The sequence below is a fragment of the Mycobacterium sp. NGS58 genome (assembly GCF_059812385.1).
In genome coordinates this window covers 48218-67151 of record NZ_JCALCO010000013.1, presented here as the reverse complement: position 1 = coordinate 67151, position 18934 = coordinate 48218, and the positions used below count along the sequence as shown (strand labels likewise).

General features: G+C 69.4%; 18 protein-coding genes and 1 pseudogene. 7 read left to right on the top strand and 12 right to left on the bottom strand.

The window, feature by feature from the left end; all coding sequences use genetic code 11:
- The 10 genes from AC5Y4H_RS14315 to AC5Y4H_RS14270 form a co-directional block, all read right to left on the bottom strand.
- Entirely contained in the window at nt 1-1389 is a 1389-nt protein-coding gene (locus tag AC5Y4H_RS14315; protein WP_499982699.1) for a hypothetical protein, read from the bottom strand.
- An 11-nt stretch (nt 1390-1400) separates the two neighbouring features.
- Nucleotides 1401-2492: an o-succinylbenzoate--CoA ligase gene (menE, locus tag AC5Y4H_RS14310; RefSeq protein ID WP_499982696.1), complete on the bottom strand. Its 1092-nt coding sequence runs from the start codon at nt 2490-2492 to the stop codon at nt 1401-1403.
- 68 nt (nt 2493-2560) lie between these two features.
- Complete coding sequence (locus AC5Y4H_RS14305) at nt 2561-2854, bottom strand: DUF3349 domain-containing protein (RefSeq protein WP_499982694.1); 294 nt, start codon at nt 2852-2854, stop codon at nt 2561-2563.
- A gap of 53 nt (nt 2855-2907) precedes the next feature.
- Nucleotides 2908-3207, bottom strand: a complete 300-nt coding sequence (locus AC5Y4H_RS14300) for a hypothetical protein (RefSeq protein WP_499982691.1) — start codon at nt 3205-3207, stop codon at nt 2908-2910.
- Nucleotides 3207-4448, bottom strand: a complete 1242-nt coding sequence (locus AC5Y4H_RS14295) for an inorganic phosphate transporter (protein WP_499982690.1) — start codon at nt 4446-4448, stop codon at nt 3207-3209. The genes AC5Y4H_RS14300 and AC5Y4H_RS14295 overlap by 1 nt, the downstream gene beginning before the upstream one ends.
- A 97-nt stretch (nt 4449-4545) precedes the next feature.
- Nucleotides 4546-4953: a VOC family protein gene (locus tag AC5Y4H_RS14290; protein WP_499982688.1), complete on the bottom strand. Its 408-nt coding sequence runs from the start codon at nt 4951-4953 to the stop codon at nt 4546-4548.
- Nucleotides 4954-4979: 26 nt separating this feature from the next.
- Nucleotides 4980-5876 carry an SDR family oxidoreductase gene (locus AC5Y4H_RS14285; RefSeq protein WP_499982687.1) on the bottom strand — a complete coding sequence of 299 codons (897 nt, stop codon included), beginning with the start codon at nt 5874-5876 and terminating at the stop codon, nt 4980-4982.
- 39 nt (nt 5877-5915) lie between these two features.
- The gene (locus AC5Y4H_RS14280; RefSeq protein WP_499982686.1) at nt 5916-6818 is read right to left on the bottom strand and encodes a 1,4-dihydroxy-2-naphthoyl-CoA synthase; all 903 of its coding nucleotides are present in this window, start codon (nt 6816-6818) and stop codon (nt 5916-5918) included.
- Nucleotides 6819-6831: 13 nt separating this feature from the next.
- Nucleotides 6832-7287: a nitroreductase family deazaflavin-dependent oxidoreductase gene (locus tag AC5Y4H_RS14275; protein ID WP_499982684.1), complete on the bottom strand. Its 456-nt coding sequence runs from the start codon at nt 7285-7287 to the stop codon at nt 6832-6834.
- Nucleotides 7288-7301: 14 nt separating this feature from the next.
- Entirely contained in the window at nt 7302-8243 is a 942-nt protein-coding gene (locus AC5Y4H_RS14270) for an aldo/keto reductase (RefSeq protein ID WP_499982682.1), read from the bottom strand.
- 83 nt (nt 8244-8326) lie between these two features.
- Between AC5Y4H_RS14270 and AC5Y4H_RS14265 the strand changes: the two genes are divergently transcribed.
- Nucleotides 8327-8866 carry a TetR/AcrR family transcriptional regulator gene (locus AC5Y4H_RS14265; RefSeq protein ID WP_499982680.1) on the top strand — a complete coding sequence of 180 codons (540 nt, stop codon included), beginning with the start codon at nt 8327-8329 and terminating at the stop codon, nt 8864-8866.
- 72 nt (nt 8867-8938) lie between these two features.
- On the opposite strand, the pseudogene fadD8 reads toward AC5Y4H_RS14265, so the two are convergent.
- Nucleotides 8939-10622 (bottom strand): annotated as a pseudogene (gene fadD8, locus AC5Y4H_RS14260) (fatty-acid--CoA ligase FadD8).
- A 76-nt stretch (nt 10623-10698) separates the two neighbouring features.
- On the opposite strand from fadD8, the gene AC5Y4H_RS14255 reads away from it, so the two are divergent.
- From AC5Y4H_RS14255 to AC5Y4H_RS14230, 6 genes are read left to right on the top strand one after another with little or no spacing between them, the layout of a single operon-like run.
- Nucleotides 10699-12303 (top strand): amidohydrolase, encoded by a 1605-nt coding sequence (locus tag AC5Y4H_RS14255; RefSeq protein WP_499982676.1) that lies wholly within the window; start codon nt 10699-10701, stop codon nt 12301-12303.
- A 50-nt stretch (nt 12304-12353) separates the two neighbouring features.
- On the top strand, nt 12354-13280 hold the full coding sequence (locus AC5Y4H_RS14250) for an o-succinylbenzoate synthase (RefSeq protein ID WP_499982849.1): 927 nt from the start codon (nt 12354-12356) through the stop codon (nt 13278-13280).
- Nucleotides 13277-14065, top strand: coding sequence for an alpha/beta fold hydrolase (locus AC5Y4H_RS14245; protein WP_499982673.1), 789 nt, complete (start codon nt 13277-13279; stop codon nt 14063-14065). The genes AC5Y4H_RS14250 and AC5Y4H_RS14245 overlap by 4 nt, the downstream gene beginning before the upstream one ends.
- A 45-nt stretch (nt 14066-14110) precedes the next feature.
- A complete protein-coding gene (gene menD / locus AC5Y4H_RS14240) occupies nt 14111-15757 on the top strand; it encodes a 2-succinyl-5-enolpyruvyl-6-hydroxy-3-cyclohexene-1-carboxylic-acid synthase (RefSeq protein ID WP_499982672.1) in 1647 nt (548 codons plus the stop codon).
- Nucleotides 15758-15767: 10 nt separating this feature from the next.
- Nucleotides 15768-16325 carry a DUF3592 domain-containing protein gene (locus AC5Y4H_RS14235; RefSeq protein WP_499982670.1) on the top strand — a complete coding sequence of 186 codons (558 nt, stop codon included), beginning with the start codon at nt 15768-15770 and terminating at the stop codon, nt 16323-16325.
- 51 nt (nt 16326-16376) lie between these two features.
- Nucleotides 16377-17531, top strand: coding sequence for a glycosyltransferase family 4 protein (locus AC5Y4H_RS14230; protein ID WP_499982668.1), 1155 nt, complete (start codon nt 16377-16379; stop codon nt 17529-17531).
- 10 nt (nt 17532-17541) lie between these two features.
- Here the strand turns inward: AC5Y4H_RS14230 and AC5Y4H_RS14225 are convergent, their stop codons facing one another.
- Complete coding sequence (locus AC5Y4H_RS14225) at nt 17542-18777, bottom strand: cytochrome P450 (protein WP_499982667.1); 1236 nt, start codon at nt 18775-18777, stop codon at nt 17542-17544.
- Nucleotides 18778-18934 lie beyond the last annotated feature (157 nt).

Genomic DNA, 18934 nt, shown 5'->3' with positions numbered 1-18934 from the left:
CTACCAGTGCGTCAGGATGATCGTGTTGAGCGCCAGCGCCCCGACGGCGTTGAGCGCCAACCAGATCCGGTGTGACCGCGCGGGCAGCAGAGCGGCCGCGGCGGTGAGCCAGATGGTGAACGGCAGCCAGATGCGTTCCACCTCGGCCTTGCTGAGCATGCTCAGGTCCGCGAAGACGATGGCGGCCAGCACGCTCAGCAGCAGCAAATGGAAGCCGGAGCGGCGACGGATGGCGGGCCAGTCGAACACCCTGCTGATTCCGGCGACCCCACCCAACCCGATCGCGCACACGACCGACGCCAGGTTGGCCCAGCTCCAATATTGGAAGGGGCGGTCCTTGGCGATGCCTTGCCAATAGCGTTGCTGCACCAGGGTGTAACCATCGAACCAGTAGAACCCCGCGACGGCGAAGGCCACCGCCACGGCGATCGCGGCCAAAGCCGCCGGGCCCAGGGCCCGCAGGATCGCTCGCCAGTCCGCTAACCGGCCGCCCGGCGGCTGCCGGGCGGAGGCCAGCACGGCCAGCGCCGGCAGCCCCATCAGCATCAGGCCGTAGTTGCAGAACACACCCCAGCCCAGCAGCAGGCCCGCGCCCGCGGCCGTCAGTGCGGGGAAGCGGACCGGGCGGTGCACCGCGACGGCCAACAGCGCGATGCCCCACGCCGCCACCCCGGCGAAGTACCCGTCTGCGGAGACGGCCACCCAGATCGCCGTCGGCGCCAGGGCGACAAACGGGGCGGCGCGCCGCGCGACCTGTTCGTCGGCCAGCGCGTGCACGGCGACCACCACCGCGGCCGCCGCGCTCGAGCCGGCCAGCAGGCACAGCAGTCCGGCCCAGGCGCCGCCGTGCAGGCCGAGCCGGTCCAGCCAGACGAACGTCAGCAGCGCGCCGGGCGGATGCCCCGACACGTGCGTCGTCCACGAGTTGGGCTGGTAGTCGACGATTCGGCTGGCAAAGGTGCGCAGCGTCGCGCCGATGTCGGTGATGCCCGGCACCTGCCACAGGTATTCGTCCCGGGTGGTCAGCCGGCCGGCGAAGCCGCGCTGCCAACCGTCGATCATCGCCAGCGCGAACGCCCATCCGCACGCGGTGGCCCAGGTGCCCAGCGTCAGGGTTCGCCACGAAAGACGTTGCGCCAGAATGGGTCCCCACGCCACGACGGCGATCGCGATGGTGATCGCGGGCCCGGTTCCCCAGCCGGCGTGGATCAACCATTCGCCGAAAATCGGCGCTGAGCCGGCGTGGGTAGTGAACTTCTCGGCGCCGACATCGAGTCGCGGGCGCACCCCGAGGTTCATCCGCGGCAGCACGAACGCCGCCGCCACCAGCACCACCCCGACCGTGACCGCCACCGCTTCCCGCGCGGCCCCCCATCGAGCGATCCTCACGAACGAACAGCCTATTGATGGCTCGGGCCGGCGAACCGGCGCATCAACGCCGTCCGGTCGACCTTGCCGATGCCGCGCCGGGGCAGCGCGTCGACGACGTGCAGCTCGCGCGGTGCGGCGGTGGCGTCCAGGGCGCGTGTCACGTGCGCGCGCAGCGCGTCCAGGGCGGGAGCGGCGGACCCGTCTCGCACGACGATCGCGGCAACCACCCGCTGGCCCAGCCGGTCGTCGGTCACTCCGAACACCGCGCAATCGGCTATGGCGGGATGACTGCACAGCGCCGCCTCGACCGGCTGCGGCAGCACCGTCAACCCGCCCGTGCTGATCGCGTCGTCGGCGCGGCCCAGGACGGTCAGCACGCCCGCGTCGCTGATCGCGCCGAGATCGTTGGTCGCAAACCAGCCCGGCTCGGCGAACGGATCCGGGTCAACCGGGTTGCGGTAACCCTTGGCCAGCGTCGCGCCGCCGATGACGACGCGCCCGTCGACCGTGCGCAGCCGCACCCCGTCCAGCGGAACACCGTCGTACACGCACCCTCCGGCGGTCTCGCTCATCCCGTAGGTGCGGACAACGGCGATGCCCGCCGCCGCCGCTTCATCGAGAACCGGCCGCGGCGCGGGTCCGCCGCCGAGCAGAACGGCGTCCAGTTCGGCGAGGGCTGCCGCCGCCGAAGGATCGCGGAGAGCCTTGGCCAACTGCGCGGCGACCAGTGAGGTGTATCGCCGTCCCGGCTCCAAAGCCCTTACGGCACGGGGTAACTCGGTGACGTCGAACCCCGCGGAGACGTCCATCTCGACCGGTACCGAGCCGGCGAGCACGCTGCGCACCAACACCTGAACCCCCGCGATGTGGTGGGGCGGCAACGCGAGCAGCCAGCTGCCCGGCCCGCCGAGACGGTCATGCGCGGCCGTCGCGCTGGCGGTCAGGGCGGCGGCGGTCAGCAACGCGCCCTTGGGAACTCCCGTGGTTCCCGACGTCGCCGCGACCAGCGCCACGTCGTCGTCGATGGCTTCCCCGACGCGCAAACCCGCCCGCAGCGCATCCGACTCACGATCGTCACCCGCCGGCAGGGCGACAAGTGCGGGGTCGCGGCCGTCCAGCACGCGTTCGAGTGCGGGTAACAGCGACGAGGCCGCCGAGCCCGGCGGAACGTTCAGCGCGCGCAGTGCGGCTATGCGGGGTCCTCGGCGTCGTCGAACGGCCAGCCCTGGGCGGCCAACCGCACGCGCACCCGCTCGACATCGGCGGGCGACGGCAACTCATCGGTGATCTGGGTGATCAGCACGCCGATGTCGACGTCGTCGAACTCGCCACGCCGGACCAGCTCACAGGCGACCGCCTTGGCCTCGTCGTTGGACAGCCGCCGGGCCAGCAACGCGAGCACCGGGAAGGTGTCGGTGGGTGGCACGCCCTCCGGGTATCCCGCGCGCAGCCACGAGACGATCGAATTCAGAAATCCGTTCACGCTCCAACACCCCCCGGTGTTTGACCTAGCAAATCCGTGGGCATCAACCGATGCTACTTCGCTTTGGCTCCGAGGAACGGGTAGCCGGTGTGATGCGCGATGAAGTCGCGCGAGATGTATGCCAGTGCGAAGGCGATTGCCACGATCACCACGGCATAGATTGCCCACGCGATTGCCAGCAGCGCCGGGTTCTTCTGAGGCGAGCCGCCATCGGTGCTGACCTGTCCGGCGCCGATCGCGTGGAAGCGGAGCCCCAGGGCGAACAACCCCGGCAAGGCGGCGCCGGCCAGCATGGCGAAGACCAGGATCTTGAGGGAGGCCTGGTAGTTGAACCAGTCGCTGAAGTGACTCATCACGCGTTCGCCTTCATGGTGGGGTCGTCGGAGTCGAATCGGGGAGTGGCGCCATTGCCGAGTGTGGGGCCGACGTCCGAGGGCGGGTGCTGATCGTCGGACTCCTCGAGCCCGCTGGTCAGGTCGCCCTTCCATTCGGCGTTGACGTTGTGGTGGTCGACCTTGACCCTGCGGGACCGGATGTAGATGGTGGCCGACACCGCGATCAGCAGCGCGAAGCCCACGATGGCGCCCGGGTAGCCGCCGATCAGGTGCACGATCCAGTAGGTGACCGCGCCGACCAGCCCGGACAGCGGCAACGTGACCAGCCACGCGACGCCCATGCGACCGGCGACGCCCCACCGGACCTCGCCGCCGGGTTTGCCCAGCCCGCTGCCCAGTACCGAGCCGGTGCAGACCTGGGTCGTCGACAGCGCGTATCCGAAGTGGGCGGACAGCAGAATCACTGCGGCAGAGGAGGATTCGGCCGCCATGCCCTGTGGCGACTGGATCTCGACCAGCCCCTTGCCCAGGGTGCGGATGATCCGCCAGCCGCCCAGGTAGGTGCCGAGCGCCATCGACAGCGCGCAACTGACGATGACCCACAGTGGGGGCATGGAGGCGGTCTTGCTGACCGAGCCGTAGGACATCAGCGCCAGGAAGATGATGCCCATCGTCTTCTGCGCGTCGTTGGTGCCGTGCGCCAGCGAGACCAGCGATGCCGAGCCCCACTGGCCGTACCGGAAGCCGGCTTCGGTGCGCTTGGTCGGGATGCCGCGGGTGATCCGGTATACCAGCCAGGTCGCCACCGCGCCGACGACGATGGCCAGGATCGCCGACACGACGGCCGGGATGATCGCCTTGGACACCACGCCCTTCCAGATCACCCCGTGCGCGCCGACGGCGGCGATGGTGGCGCCGACGATGCCGCCGATCAGGGCGTGTGACGAACTCGACGGGATACCGAGGAGCCAGGTCAGCAGGTTCCACACAATGCCGCCGACGAGGCCGGCGAAAACCAGCTCCAGCGTCACGATATGGCCGTCGATCAGGCCCTTGGCGATCGTCGCGGCGACGGCGGTGGACATGAACGCGCCGACGAGGTTCAGCACCGCGGATAGCGCGACCGCTGCTTTGGGCTTGAGCGCACCGCTGGCGATCGAGGTTGCCATCGCGTTGCCCGTGTCATGGAAGCCGTTGGTGAAATCGAAAGCCAGTGCCGTGATTACGACAATGATCAAGAGGAACAATTGGATGTTCACAGCGCCTGATTCTGGTGGTAGGAGGTTTCCATTGTCGAATGCTGCGGCAGCCGAATCGCGGGTATACCTTGAACCGTCGCCAGATGTTACCTCTCAGTTAACCGGCGTTTCCCTGCCGTTCACCCCGGGTGTCACGCCGTAGCGGGTGCTCCGGCGGCACCTCGACGAAAATGAGCATGAGGCCATCCGGGTCGGTCACGTGCATCTCCTTCAAGCCCCATGGCTCCTGGCGAGCTTCGCGCGCGATCGGCACTCCACGGCCCGACAATTCGGCCTGGGTGGCCTCGATGTCGCGGACCTGTAGCCACAGGGCACCCGGGAAGGCGGGCTGGGAGGCGTCGGGCGCGCCGTGACCGGCGAGCTCCAGCAACGACTGGCCCGCGAAAAAGACTGTGCCAGCGCCGTAGTCGCGCCAAATCGCCAGCCCGATCTCGTCGCGGTAGAAGGCTAGCGACCGCTGATAGTCCGAGGGCCGCAGCAGCATCCGGCTGGCCAGGATCTCCATGAAATCGTGTCTACCACGTGGCCGGGTCAGCCATCGCTGCTGCGATTGGGCTGGATGCTCTGGCGCGACATGACGGCGTTGACCCAGCGCGGGCCCAAGATGTCCAGCGCCCGGCCGGCGATCGCGATCCGCGGTGCGATGCGCACGGGACGGGTGCGGGCCGCGGTGAGCATCCACTCGCCGGCCTCCTCGGAGGTCAGCGCGGCCACCCCCTCGTAGGCTTTCGTGGGCGCGATCATCGGGGTGGCCACCAACGGGTAGTACAGCGTCGTCGAATGGACGCCCTTGCTGCCCCATTCGGTTTCGATGACCCGGCTCACCGTCGACAGCGCGGCCTTGGAGGCGTTGTACACCGAGAACAGCGGCGAGGCCTCCGACATCACTCCCCATGTCGAAACGTTGATGATGTGGCCGTCGCCACGTTCGAGCATGCCCGGTGCCAGCCCCCGGACCAGCCGCAGCGGCGCGTAGTAGTTGAGCACCATGGTCCGCTCGACGTCGTGCCAGCGTTCCAGCGATTCGGCCAGCGGCCGGCGGATGGAACGGCCGGCATTGTTGATCAGGATGTCGACCCCGCCGAGCCGCTTTTCGACGTCGGCGACCAGCTCATCGCACGCGTCCATGTCGGACACGTCGCACGCGATCGCCACGGCCTCACCGCCCGCGGCGGTGATCCGCTCGGCCAGCGCGTCCAGCAGCTCCCGGCGGCGGGCGACGACGACCACCGTGGCGCCCGCCTTGGCAAACTGTTCGGCCGCGGCCTCGCCGATCCCCGACGAAGCCCCGGTGAGCAGGATGCGCTTGCCGGCCAGCTCGATCGGCTTGATGAGCGGCCGGTTGACCAGTACCTGCGGCGCCAGGGGCGGTCGCATGATCGTCAGGGAGATCTGGTCGGCGATCCGGCGAAGGGGACTCTTGGTCACGTGACGCGAGTCTAGGCGGTGCCCAATGCGCGCCCGCGGCTAGAAGTAGCGCGGGAACCGGCTCCAGTCCGGATCCCGCTTTTCCAGGAAGGCGTCGCGGCCCTCGACGGCCTCATCGGTCATGTACGCCAGCCGGGTAGCCTCGCCCGCGAACAGCTGCTGGCCCACCAGGCCGTCGTCGAGCAGGTTGAACGCGAACTTCAGCATGCGTTGCGCCTGCGGAGATTTGGCGTTGATCTCGCGCGCCCATCCGATGGCCTCCGACTCCAGCTCCGCATGGTCGACGACGGCGTTGACCGCGCCCATCTGGTGCATCTGCTCGGCGGTGTAGGGGCGGCCGAGGAAAAAGATCTCGCGGGCGAACTTCTGGCCGACCTGGCGGGCCAGGTACGCGCTGCCGTAGCCGCCGTCGAAGCTGCCGACGTCGGCGTCGGTCTGCTTGAAGCGGGCGTGTTCGCGGCTGGCCAGGGTGAGGTCGCAGACCACGTGCAGGCTGTGGCCCCCGCCGGCGGCCCACCCGTTGACCAGGCAGATGACCACCTTGGGCATGAACCGAATCAGCCGCTGGACCTCGAGGATGTGTAACCGGCCGGCGCGGGCGGTGTCGACGGTGTCGGCGGTATCGCCGCTCGCGTACTGGTAGCCGCTGCGCCCGCGGATGCGCTGATCGCCGCCCGAGCAGAACGCCCAGCCGCCGTCCCTGGGCGATGGTCCGTTGCCGGTCAGCAGCACCACGCCGACGTCGGGGGATATCCGGGCGTGGTCGAGCACCCGGTAGAGCTCGTCGACGGTGTGCGGCCGAAACGCGTTGCGCACTTCGGGACGGTCGAATGCCACCCGCACCGTGGCGTCATCGACGTGCCGGTGATAGGTGATGTCGGTCAGGTCGGCGAACCCGTCGACGGGACGCCATGCCTGCGCATCAAAGGGGTTGTCAGTCAATCTATTTGAACTCCTATGCCGGGTCCAGCCGGAACACCGGGCACACGCCGGCCAGCGCCTCGAACTCCTCGGGGCGTCCGTCCTTGACCAACCCGGAGCGTTTCATGAAGCCGACGCCGGTGGGTACCTCAGTGGGGAAAGCCCGCAAGAACGGCCGCGCCGCCTCGGCGGACAGCTCGACCATCCGTACCCGCTCGGAGTCGCGGCCGCGAGCCAGCGTCACGTAGTCGGCGGCGCGGACGTTCCGGATCCAGTCCGCGCCCGGGAATCCGCCCACCACATACCGTTTGCCGTCCACGGTCATCGGCGTCACCGGGGTGGACCTGGGCGTTCCGGACTTACGGCCCGGCACGGTCAACACCACCGGGCTTTCACCGCCGAAACTCAAGCCGAGCCGCGTCATCCGGATGAAGACCTTGTTCGCCGGCTTCAGCCACCAGGGCGGCTTCAGCCGATCGGGCGTACCCATGTCTGACACAGTAGTCAGCCCTGCGGCGCCTCCAGGAAGGGTTCGACGCCGTGCGCCGAGGGATCGGCGCCGGGCGTGGCGACGGCGTCCAGTCGGGCGAGAGCGTCGGCGCTCAAATTGACGTCGGCCGCGCCGTTGTTCTCTTCGAGGTGGGCGATCGACCGGGTGCCGGGGATCAGCAATGTGTTCGGCGTGTGGGCCAACAGCCAGGCGAGCCCGACCTGGGCGCCGGTGACGCCCAGCTCGCCGGCGATGCCGGCCACCACCGGATTGTCGGCGACCTTCGGGAAGCCCGGGAACACCGAGCCGAGCGGGAAATACGGCACCCACGCGATGCCCTCGGCCTTGCACAACTCGAGCGTCGCCTCCTGGGAGCGGTCCAGCAGGCTGTAGGCGTTCTGCACACAGACGATCCCGGCCGGCAGCGCGCGCCGCACCACCTCGAGTGGCACGGCGCTGATTCCGATGCCGCCGATCTTGCCCTCGTCGCGCAGCGCGATCATCTCGGCGAGCTGGTCATCGAGCTCGACGATCTGGTCGCCCTCGGCGGCCAGGCCCGGTCCGAGGTCGAGGCGGCGCAGGTTGACCACCGGAACTTGGTCCAGGCCAAGTTGCCGCAGATCGTCTTCGACGGCGGCGCGCAGTTCGGCCGGCTTTTGGGCGGCGGCCAACGGAACGGGTTGCTCGCCCGTGTAGCGCGCACCCACCTTGCTGACGATGACGAGGTCGTCCGGGTACGGCGCCAGTGCCGCGCGGATCCGGCGGTTCACCTCGCCGGGCCCGTAGAACGACGCGGTGTCGATGTGGTTGACGCCGAGTTCGACGGCGCGACGCAACACCTTGGCCGCGTCGTCGGCGGTCGGCGCCTCGAACAGCTGCATGGCGCCGTAGCCCATCCGGGCGACCGTCCTGGCGCCGATGCTGCCGCGACCGCCGGGCTGTGGGTTTTCGGTCATGATGCTCCCTGGCTGACATACTGGAGAAAATGCGGAGGACCCTCCGCTTAGGTCAGCGTAGCAGAAACGGAGGATCCTCCGCTTTGGTCGGAAGATCGGATGCGCGTCGCAATCGTGAGCGGCTGCTGCAGGCGGCGACCGCGGCTTTCACCGCGCAGGGCGGATCGGTGTCGCTCGAGTCCATCGCCCGCGACGCCGGGGTGGGCATCGGCACGCTGTACCGTCATTTCCCCAACCGCGAGGCGCTCGTCGAGGCGATTTACCGCGCCGAGCTTGCCGAGGTGGCCGCGACGGCCGGGCAGCTGCTCGAGCGGCACCCGCCGAAGCGGGCCCTGCGGCGGTGGATGGACCGCTACGCGAGCTTCGTCGCCGCCAAGCGCGGAATGGCCGAGTCCTTGCAGTCGATCTTCGCCTCGGGCGCTCTCGAGCCCAGCCAGACCCGCGACAGCATCGTCGGCGCCGTCGAGATGTTGTTGCGGGCGGGCGCGGCCGACGCGACGCTGCGCGCCGACGTGCAGGCCGACGACGTGGTGTCCAGCCTCATCGGCATTTTTCTGGCCAGCGGTTCACCGGAGCAGACCGGCCGCATGCTGGACCTGTTGGTGGCGGGCATCGCCGGCTAGTTGCGGGCGAACGCCCGGCCGGCCGGGCGCTGGGACGCGGGTGCCCGGCCAGGCGGGCGCTCGGCACCCAAATCAGCCCACGGAGCGGGCCGCGCCTTCCCAGAACTGGGCGCGCACGGCCTTCTTGTCCGGCTTGCCCAGCCCGGTCAACGGCAGCGAGTCCGCGAGCACCACGCGCTTGGGCGACTGGACCGAGCCCTTGCGGTCCTTGACCGCGGCCTGGATCTCCGCGGTCATCTTCTCGATGGCCGCGTCGTCGTGTGGCGCGTCGGCGCGCAGTACGACCACGGCGGTGACGGCCTCGCCCCACTTCTCGTCCGGCGCGCCGACCACGCACACCTGGGCGATGGCCGGATGCTCGGCCACGACGTCCTCGACCTCGCGCGGGAACACGTTGAAGCCGCCGGTGACGATCATGTCCTTGACCCGGTCGACGATGAAGTAGAAGCCGTCCTCGTCCTCGCGGGCCATGTCGCCGGTGTGCAGCCAGCCGTCCTTGAACGTCTCGGCCGTCGCCTCGGGCAGGTTCCAGTAACCGCCCGCCAACAGCGGTCCGCTGACACAGATTTCGCCCGGCTCGCCCTGCGGGACCGGCTTGCCGTCCTCGCCGAGCAGCGCCACCCGAGCGAACAGCGTTGGGCGCCCGCAGGATGTCAGCCGCTTCTCGTCGTGCTCGGCCTTCGCCAGATAGGTGATGGCCATCGGCGCCTCGGACTGCCCGTAGTTCTGGGCGAAGATCTGGCCGAACCGGCGGATCGCCTCGGCCAGCCGCACCGGGTTGATCGCCGAGGCGCCGTAGTAGACGGTCTCCAGCGACGACAGGTCGCGGGTGTGCGAGTCCGGGTGGTCCATCAGCGCGTACAGCATCGACGGCACCAGGAAGGTGGCCGTAATGCGCTTGGATTCAATGGTTTTGAGCACCTCGGCGGGGTCGAACTTGGGCAGCACGTGCATCTCGCCGCCCTTGATCAGGGTGGGCAGGAAGTACGCGGCCCCGGCGTGCGACAGCGGGGTGATCATCAAGAATCGCGGGTTTTCCGGCCATTCCCATTCCGAGAGCTGGATCTGGGTCATCGAGGAGATCGACTGCGCGGTGCCCATCACGCCCTTGGGCTTGCCGGTGGTGCCGCCGGTGTAGGTCAGGCCGATGACCTGATCTGGCGGCAGATCGGCGGCGGCCAGCGGCTGCGGGTCGTACTTGGCGGCCTCGGCCGCCAGGTCCACCGCTTGGCCTTCCAGCGCGTCGGGTACCGGGCCGATGGTGAGGATCTGCTTGAGGCCGGGCACCTTCTCCAGCAGGGCCAGCGCCCGTTCGACGAACATCGGGTTGGGGTCGATGATCAGCGAGCTGATGCCGGCGTCGTTGAGCACGTAGGCGTGGTCGTCCAGGGAGCCCAGCGGATGCAGGGCGGTGCGCCGGTAGCCCCGGGTCTGGCCGGCACCGATGATCAACAGCACCTCGGGCCGGTTGAGCGACAGCAGGCCGACGGCGACGCCGGTGCCCGCGCCCAGCGCCTCGAACGCCTGGATGTACTGGCTGATCCGCTCGGCCATCTGACCACCGGTCAGCGTGGTGTCGCCGAGGAACAGCACCGGCTTGGTCTTGTGGCGCTTGAGCGCGCCCACGAGCAGGTGGCCGTTATGGGTCGGGTTGCGCAACAGGTCGTCCGTCATGGCGCCGCTCCTCCTCATCACATCGTCCCCTCGCCGCTGCGCGGCTGGGGGTCCCCACTGGATCGTCGCCGACGCGACTCACGAGTCAGACTAGAACGTGTTGCAATTTGGGTCAGCCGCACCCTGTTGGACACCGGCAATCAGTACGATTCCTCCCCATGGCCGATGCAGATCTCGTCGTGACCGGAACCATCCTGACCGTCGACGAGGCGCGGCCCACGGCGGAGGCGCTCGCCGTCGCCGACGGCAAGATCATCGCCGTCGGCACCCGCACCGAGGTCGCCGGATCCGCCGGCCCCGGCACCCGGACCGTCGATGTCGGCGACGGCTGCGTGATGCCGGGCTTCGTTGAGGCGCATGGGCATCCGCTGATGGAGGCGGTCGCCCTGTCGGACCGCCTCGTCGACATCCGCCCGGTCACCATGCGCGACGCCGACGACGTCGTGGCGGCGATACACGCCGAGGTCGCGCGGCGGGGATCCGACGGCGCCTTCCTCAACGGCTGGGATCCGCTGCTGCAGAGGGGCCTTCCGGAACCGACGCTGTACTGGCTCGACGACATCGCGCCCGACAGCCCCCTGGTGATCATTCACAATTCGGGGCACAAGGCCTACTTCAATTCGCGCGCGGCGAAGCTTCATGGGCTCAACCGCGATACCCCGGACCCCAAGGGCGCCAAGTACGGCCGCGACGCCAACGGTGAACTCGACGGCACCGCCGAGGAGACCGGCGCCGTGTTCCCGCTGCTGGGCGGGGCCATCGACTTCGCCGACTACCCGCAGATGCTGCTCGCCGAGTGCGCCCGGCTCAACCGCGCCGGACTGACCACCTGCTCGGAAATGGCCTTCGATCCGAACTTCCGCCCGGTGGTCGAGCAACTGCGCGAGCGGCTCACGGTGCGGCTGCGCACCTACGAGATCTCCAACCCGCAGATGTCCACCGCCGCCACACCCGGGCAGGGCGACGACATCCTGCGGCAGGTCGGCATCAAGATCTGGGTCGACGGCTCGCCCTGGATCGGCAACATCGACCTGTCGTTTCCGTATCTGGACACCGAGGCCACCCGGATCATCGGCGTCGCGCCGGGCTCCTGCGGCTGCGCCAACTACACCGCCGAGCAGCTGCACGAAATCGTCGGCGCGTACTTCCCGCTGGGCTGGCCGATGGCCTGCCACGTGCAGGGCGATGCGGGCGTGGACACCATCCTCGACGTGTACGAAGAGGCGTTGCGCCGCCATCCGCGCGAGGACCACCGGCTGCGGCTCGAGCACGTCGGCGCCATCCGGCCCGAGCAGCTGCGGCGCGCCCACGACCTCGGGGTGACCTGCAGCATCTTCGTCGACCAGATCCATTACTGGGGCGACGTCATCGTCGACGGCCTCTTCGGTGAGGAACGCGGAACCCGTTGGATGCCAGCGGGATCCGCGGTGGCCACCGGGATGCGCATCTCGCTGCACAACGACCCGCCCGTCACGCCCGAAGAGCCGCTGCGCAACATCAGCGTGGCCGTCACCCGCACGGCGCCGAGCGGGCGGGTGCTCGGGCCCGAGGAACGCCTGACCGTGGAGCAGGCGATCCGCGCGCAAACCATCGACGCGGCCTGGCAGCTGTTCTCCGACGACGTGATCGGCTCACTGGAGGTCGGTAAGTACGCCGATCTGGTGGTGCTCTCCGCCGATCCGCGAACGGTGCCGCCCGAGCAGATCGCCGACCTCGAGGTGCGGGCGACGTATCTGGCGGGCCGCCAGGTCCACGGCGCGTGACGCCGACAATCGAGGACCTGCTCGACCGCCTGCACGTGGTGGCGCTTCCGATGCGGGTGCGGTTCCGCGGCATCACCACCCGCGAAGTCGCGCTAATCGAGGGCCCGGCCGGGTGGGGCGAATTCGGGGCCTTCCTCGAATACGAGCCGCGCGAGGCCGCGCACTGGCTGGCCTCGGGCATCGAAGCCGCCTACCGGAAGCCGCCGCCGACCCTTCGCGACCGCGTCCCGATCAACGCAACCGTGCCGGCCGTTCCCGCGACGCAGGTGGGCGAGGTGCTAGCCCGCTTTCCCGGCGCCCGCACGGCCAAGGTGAAGGTGGCCGAGCCGGGACAGACGCTGGCCGACGACGTCGCGCGGGTCAATGCCGTGCGCGAACTGGTCCCGACGGTGCGGGTGGACGCCAACGGCGGCTGGAGCGTCGAGGAGGCCGTGCGGGCCGCGGCCGCGCTGACCGCCGACGGTCCCCTGGAATACCTTGAACAGCCCTGCGCGGGCGTGGACGAGCTCGCCGAGCTGCGCCGGCGCCCGGATATGCCGGACGTGCCGATCGCCGCCGACGAAAGCATCCGCAAGGCCGACGACCCGCTGGCCGTGGTCCGGGCGCACGCCGCCGACATCGCGGTGCTCAAAGTCGCTCCGCTGGGCGGGATTTCGGCCATGCTCGAGGTCGCCGCGCAGATCGACATCCCGGTCGTGGTCTCCAGCGCGCTGGATTCGGCGGTGGGCATCGGCGCGGGGCTGCGCGCCGCGGCGGCCCTGCCGCGACTTCGGCACGCCTGCGGCCTGGGCACCGGCGGGCTGTTCGTCGACGACGTCGCCGAGACGGTCGCGCCCGTCGACGGTGCCCTGTTGGTGGAGCCGGTCACGCCCGACCCGGAGCGGTTGCAGGCGCTGCGGGCGGCTCCAAAACGGCGGCAGTGGTGGATCGACCGGGTCAAGGCCTGCCATCGGTTGCTTGTACCGTCGTCCGGGTGATCAACCTGGCTTACGACGACCGCGGCTCCGGTGAGCCCGTGGTATTTATCGCCGGCCACGGCGGCGCCGGACGAACCTGGCACCCCTATCAAGTCCCCGCGTTTCTGGCGGCCGGATACCGCGTCATCACCTTCGACAATCGCGGAATCGGCGCCACGGAGAACGCCCAGGGATTCTCGACGGAAACCATGGTCGCCGACACCGCGGCACTGATCGAGGACCTGAATGCGGCCCCGGCCCGCATCGTCGGGATGTCGATGGGCGCGTACATCGCCCAGGAGCTCATGCTGGCCCGGCCCGAGCTGGTCAGCTCGGCGGTGCTGATGGGGACCCGCGGCCGCATGGACCGAGCCCGGCAGTTCTTCCGCGACGCCGAGGCCGAGCTGTCCGACACCGGAGTCGAAATGCCGGCCGCCTACGACGCCAAAATCCGCCTGCTGGAAAACTTTTCCCGCAAGACGCTCAACGACGACACCGCGGTCGCGGACTGGATCGCGATGTTTTCCACCTGGCCGCTCAAGCCCACCCCGGGCACGCGCGCGCAGCTCGATATCGCGCCCTACACCAGCCGGTTGACCGCCTACCGCAGCATCACGACCCCGGTACTGGTCATCGGCTTCTCCGACGACGTGCTGACCCCGCCGCACATGGGCCGCGAGGTCGCCGACGCGCTGCCCAACGGCCGCTACGTGCAGATACCCGACGCCGGCCATCTCGGTTTCTTCGAGCGACCCGACGAGGTCAACGCCGCCATGCTCAAGTTCTTCGGCGAGGCCACCGGCTGAGTGCACCCGGCGGGCATCGTCGGGTGGCTGTGACACCCTGTAGGAGTGAACCCCTCGACGACCCAGGCTCGCGTCGTCGTTGACGAGCTGATTCGCGGCGGTGTCCGCGACGTGGTGCTTTGCCCCGGTTCGCGCAATGCCCCGCTGGCTTTCGCGTTGCAGGACGCCGACCGGTCCGGCCGCATCCGCCTGCACGTCCGCATCGACGAGCGCACTGCCGGCTATCTGGCCATCGGCCTGGCCATCGCCGCCGGCGCGCCGGTCTGCGTCGCCATGACGTCCGGCACGGCCGTCGCCAACCTCGGCCCGGCGGTGATCGAGGCCAACTACGCCCGGGTGCCGCTGATCGTGCTGTCGGCCAACCGGCCCTACGAGCTGCTGGGCACCGGGGCCAACCAGACGATGGAGCAGCTGGGCTACTTCGGCACGCAGGTGCGCGCGACCATCAGCCTGGGCCTGGCCGAGGACGCCCCCGAGCGGCTGGATTCGGCCAACGCCACCTGGCGATCGGCCACCTGCAGGGTGCTGGTGGCCGCCACCGGATCCCGTACCGCCAACGCCGGACCCGTGCAGTTCGACATCCCCCTGCGCGAACCCCTGGTGCCCGATCCCGACCCCCAAACGGCGACGCCGCAGGGCCGCCCGGGCGGGCGGCCGTGGACCTACACCCCGCCGGTCAGCTTCGACCAGCCGCTGGACATCGACCTGTCACCCGACACGGTCGTGATCGCCGGCCACGGCGCGGGCGTGCAGCCCAGCCTGGCGCAACTGCCGACCGTCGCCGAGCCGACGGCGCCCGCCCCGGCCAACCCGCTGCACCCGCTGGCGCTACCCCTGCTGCGGCCCAAGCAGGTGATCATGCTCGGCCGCCCCACGCTGCACCGGCCGGTGTCGGCGTTGCTGGCCGACCCGCAGGTGCCGGTGTTCGCGCTGACCACCGGCCCGCGCTGGCCGGACGTGTCGGGCAATTCGCAGGCCACCGGGACCCGCGCGGTCACCACCGGCGCGCCGAACCCAGCGTGGCTGCGCCGCTGTGCGGAGACCGACCGGCACGCGCTGGCCGCCGTCCGCCGCCAGCTCGACGCGCACCCGCTGACCACCGGCCTGCACGTCGCGGCCGCCGTGGCCGACGCGCTTGCACCCGGCGATCAGCTGGTACTCGGGGCCTCCAACCCGGTCCGCGACGCCGCGCTGGTCGGCCTGGACACCCGCGGCATCCGAGTGCGGTCCAACCGCGGCGTTGCCGGGATCGACGGGACGGTCTCCACGGCCATCGGGGCGGCTCTCGCGCACGAGCGCGAGGGCGGCCCGGACAACCCGGCGCGCACCGTCGCGCTGATCGGCGACCTGACGTTCGTGCACGACAGCTCCGGGTTGCTCATCGGCCCCACCGAGCCCACCCCGCGCCGGCTGACGATCGTCGTCTCCAACGACAACGGCGGCGGCATCTTCGAACTGCTCGAGCAGGGCGACCCGCGGTTCTCCGACGTCTCGTCGCGGATTTTCGGCACACCGCACGACGTCGACGTGGGCGCGCTGTGCCGCGCCTACCACGTCGAGAGCCGGCAGATCGAGGTCGGCGAATTACCCACGGCGCTCGACGAACCCGGACCCGGACTGCGGGTGCTGGAGGTCAAGGCCGACCGGTCGTCGCTGCGGCAACTACACGCCGCCATCAAGGCCGCGCTGTGAGGCGCACATAGTGGCGATATCCCCAAAAGCTCTGCTGCACTTACTGCTTCATGGCCGCAGTGACCAACCACCGAAAACGCGGGTCAGGATTGCGTTGCGGTGGGCCAGAATTGCGGTGCTCATCGTGGCCGGCCTGGTCACGCTGCAGTCCGTGCTGCTGGTGGCCGGCGCCTGGCGCGACGACCTCGCGATCACCCACAACATGGGTGTCGCGCAGGCGGAGGTGCTCAGCGCCGGACCGCGCCGTTCCACCATCGAATTCGTCACCCCCGAGCGGGTCACCTATCGTCCCGAACTCGGTGTGCTCTACCCGTCCCATTTGGCCACCGGGATGCGGATCTACGTCGAGTACAACAAGAACGATCCGAACCTGGTGCGCGTGCAGCATCGCAACGCCGGGCTGGCGATCATTCCGGCCGGCTCCATCGCGGTGGTGGGCTGGCTGGCCGCGGCGGCGATGCTGATTGCGCTGGCGCTGCTGGACAGGTGGCTCGACCGTCGCGACGTAACCTCGGACGGGACCGAAGATCAGCCCGCTAAAAGCGTCCGACCTGCAAATTTCGCATGACGTATGCTCGCAGGCAACCTTGTCGACAGCCGGCGCTGACACGGTAGTGATGTGCGCGTTGCCATCGTCGCGGAATCCTTCCTCCCCGAAGTCAACGGTGTCAGCAACTCGGTGATCCGGGTGCTCGAGCATCTGCGCCGGACGGGTCACGAAGCCCTCGTCATCGCCCCTGACACGCCTCCCGGGCAGCCGCCAGCGGATCGCATCTACGACGGCATCCGCGTACACCGCGTGCCGTCCCGGATGTTCCCCAAGGTGACCACCCTGCCGCTCGGTGTGCCCACGCCCCGGCTGGTGAAGGTGTTGCGCGGATTCGATCCCCACGTGGTGCACCTGGCTTCCCCGGCGCTGCTGGGCTACGGCGGGGTGCGGGCCGCCCGCTGGCTGGGGGTGCCGACGGTCGCGGTGTATCAGACCGACGTCCCGGGCTTCGCGGACAGCTACGGCATCCCGATGACCGCGCGGGCCGCCTGGGCATGGTTCCGTCATCTGCACAGCCTCGCCGACCGTACCCTGGCGCCATCCAGCGTGACCATGGAATCACTTGTCGCCCATCGGTTTCCCCGGGTGCACCGATGGGCCCGCGGTGTCGACGTGCTGCGGTTCGCGCCGTCCGCGCGCGACGACGCCCTGCGACGACAGTGGTCGCCGCACGGCAAGCCCATCGTCGGGTTCGTGGGCCGGCTCGCGCCCGAAAAGCACGTCGAGCGTCTGATCGGGTCGGCTGCCAACGACGCGATACAGCTCGTCATCGTGGGCGACGGTGTCGACCGCATCAAGCTGCAATCGGCGATGCCGACAGCGGTTTTCACGGGTGCGCTGTACGGTGACGAACTCGCCGCGGCGTACGCCAGCATGGACGTGTTCGTGCATCCCGGTGAGCACGAGACGTTTTGTCAGGTCGTGCAAGAAGCGCTGGCGTCGGGGTTGCCGGTGATCGCCCCCGACGCCGGCGGCCCACGTGACCTCGTCACACCGTGGCGGACCGGTCTGCTGTTGGCCGTCAACGAGTTCGAGTCCCGCCTGCCCGACGCGGTTGCACACCTGATCGCTGAACGCGCCCGCTATGCCCTGGCAGCCCGGCGCAGTGTGGTCGGTCGGAGCTGGCCGGTCATCTGCGACGAGTTGCTGGGTCACTACGAGGCGGTGCTGTCGCCGTTCGTTCGACGGCAGATTGTCGCCGGGCGGTACGCGCAGGGCGAATGAGCCGACGTTCCTAGGACGGGTCGAATTCGATTGGCAGCGTGGCCGGTCCGCTGATGGCGGTGAGGGGCTTCCATGGGGCGGGGCCGGACCGGTGGGCGTTGGGCATGCGCCGCGCCATGACCGTGAGGGCTTCGCTGAGCTCCAGTCGGGCCAGGTTGGCTCCGAGGCAGTAGTGCATGCCTGCGCCGAAGGTCTGCATCGGTGCGGCGTCGACGCGGGTGATGTCGAGTCGGTCGGGGTCGTCGTAGACGGCGGGGTCGCGGTTTGCGGCTGCCGTGTTGGCGATCACCAGCGTGCCGGCCGGGATCGTGAATCCGGCGACCTCGACGTCTTCAAGGGCGATGCGAAGGGTGAGGCCGGCGATCGGCGAATGCCGCATCGTCTCTTCGACCGCGTTCGCCGCGAGCTCGGGATGCTGGGCCAGCAGCGCCCACTGGCCGGGGTGATCGAGGAGCACGTGCACTGAGGCGGCCAACTGGTTGCGTGTGGTGTCCGTGCCGGCCATCAGCAGGCCCGCCACCAGCATCCGCAGCTCTTCGGCGTTGAGGCGATCGCCGTCGTCCTCCGCGCGGATCAGATCCGAGAGCAGGTCGTCGGTCAGCGTGCGGCGCCGCTGGGCGACCATGCCGTCGATGTAGGCGTCGAGCTCATCCCATGCCGCCAAGATGCTCTGCTCATGCGCGGCGACCTCCCAGCTGAAGGCCTTGAAGATGTCGTCCGTCCATTCCGAGAACAGTTTCCAATCCTCGGCTGGGGCGCCCAACAGCGCACAGATGATCGGGATTGGATATTGACGGGCAATGTCGCTGACGACGTCGCAGCGCCCGGTCGCGGTGTGGTGGTCCAGGAGTTCGTTGATCACCTCGGCGATCGTGGTGCTCAACCGTGCGGTGGCTCGAGGCGTGAAGGCCTTGGACACGAGGCGGCGCAGCCGCTGGTGCGCGGGCCCGTCGAGGCTGATCAGGTTCGTTGCGACCCGCTCCCACAGCGGGCCGCTGGTGATGCCTTGTGAGGCAAGGAACATGCCCTGGGGCACGCGAAATCGCGGGTCACGCAGGACGGTTCGAACCAATTCATAGGTCAAGAACTCCGGCCCGTGGGGGCCGATGGCAACCGGCGCCTGCCGTCGCGCGCGGCTGATGATCTCGTGCGCCTCGTCGAGGCTTCGGCAATGCTCATAGTCAATCGTCGGAAGTCCGGCATCAAAGACGTTCGGGCAGGTCGGCGCGTCGACTGTGATGGTCATGGTGGCCCCCAAGGCTGGTCGGCGAAGTACCTTCATGCCTCAGCCTCGGGGCTTTGGCCCACCAGCACATGCGTAGACGACTACCTGACTTGCGCTACCGGTACTTGCCGCCCGGTGCGCGGAGGTGACCCACCGCCTATCCTTTGAGGACTCTGGA

Excerpts from the sequence above, each read along its gene's own strand:
- AC5Y4H_RS14290 (WP_499982688.1), bottom strand. The coding sequence starts at position 4,953 with ATGGAGATCCTGGCCAGCCGGATGCTGCTGCGGCCCTCGGACTATCAG.
- AC5Y4H_RS14275 (WP_499982684.1), bottom strand. The coding sequence starts at position 7,287 with ATGGGTACGCCCGATCGGCTGAAGCCGCCCTGGTGGCTGAAGCCGGCG.
- AC5Y4H_RS14300 (WP_499982691.1), bottom strand. The coding sequence starts at position 3,207 with ATGAGTCACTTCAGCGACTGGTTCAACTACCAGGCCTCCCTCAAGATC.
- AC5Y4H_RS14270 (WP_499982682.1), bottom strand. The coding sequence starts at position 8,243 with ATGACCGAAAACCCACAGCCCGGCGGTCGCGGCAGCATCGGCGCCAGG.
- AC5Y4H_RS14255 (WP_499982676.1), top strand. The coding sequence starts at position 10,699 with ATGGCCGATGCAGATCTCGTCGTGACCGGAACCATCCTGACCGTCGAC.
- AC5Y4H_RS14225 (WP_499982667.1), bottom strand. The coding sequence starts at position 18,777 with ATGACCATCACAGTCGACGCGCCGACCTGCCCGAACGTCTTTGATGCC.
- AC5Y4H_RS14250 (WP_499982849.1), top strand. The coding sequence starts at position 12,354 with ATGCGGGTGCGGTTCCGCGGCATCACCACCCGCGAAGTCGCGCTAATC.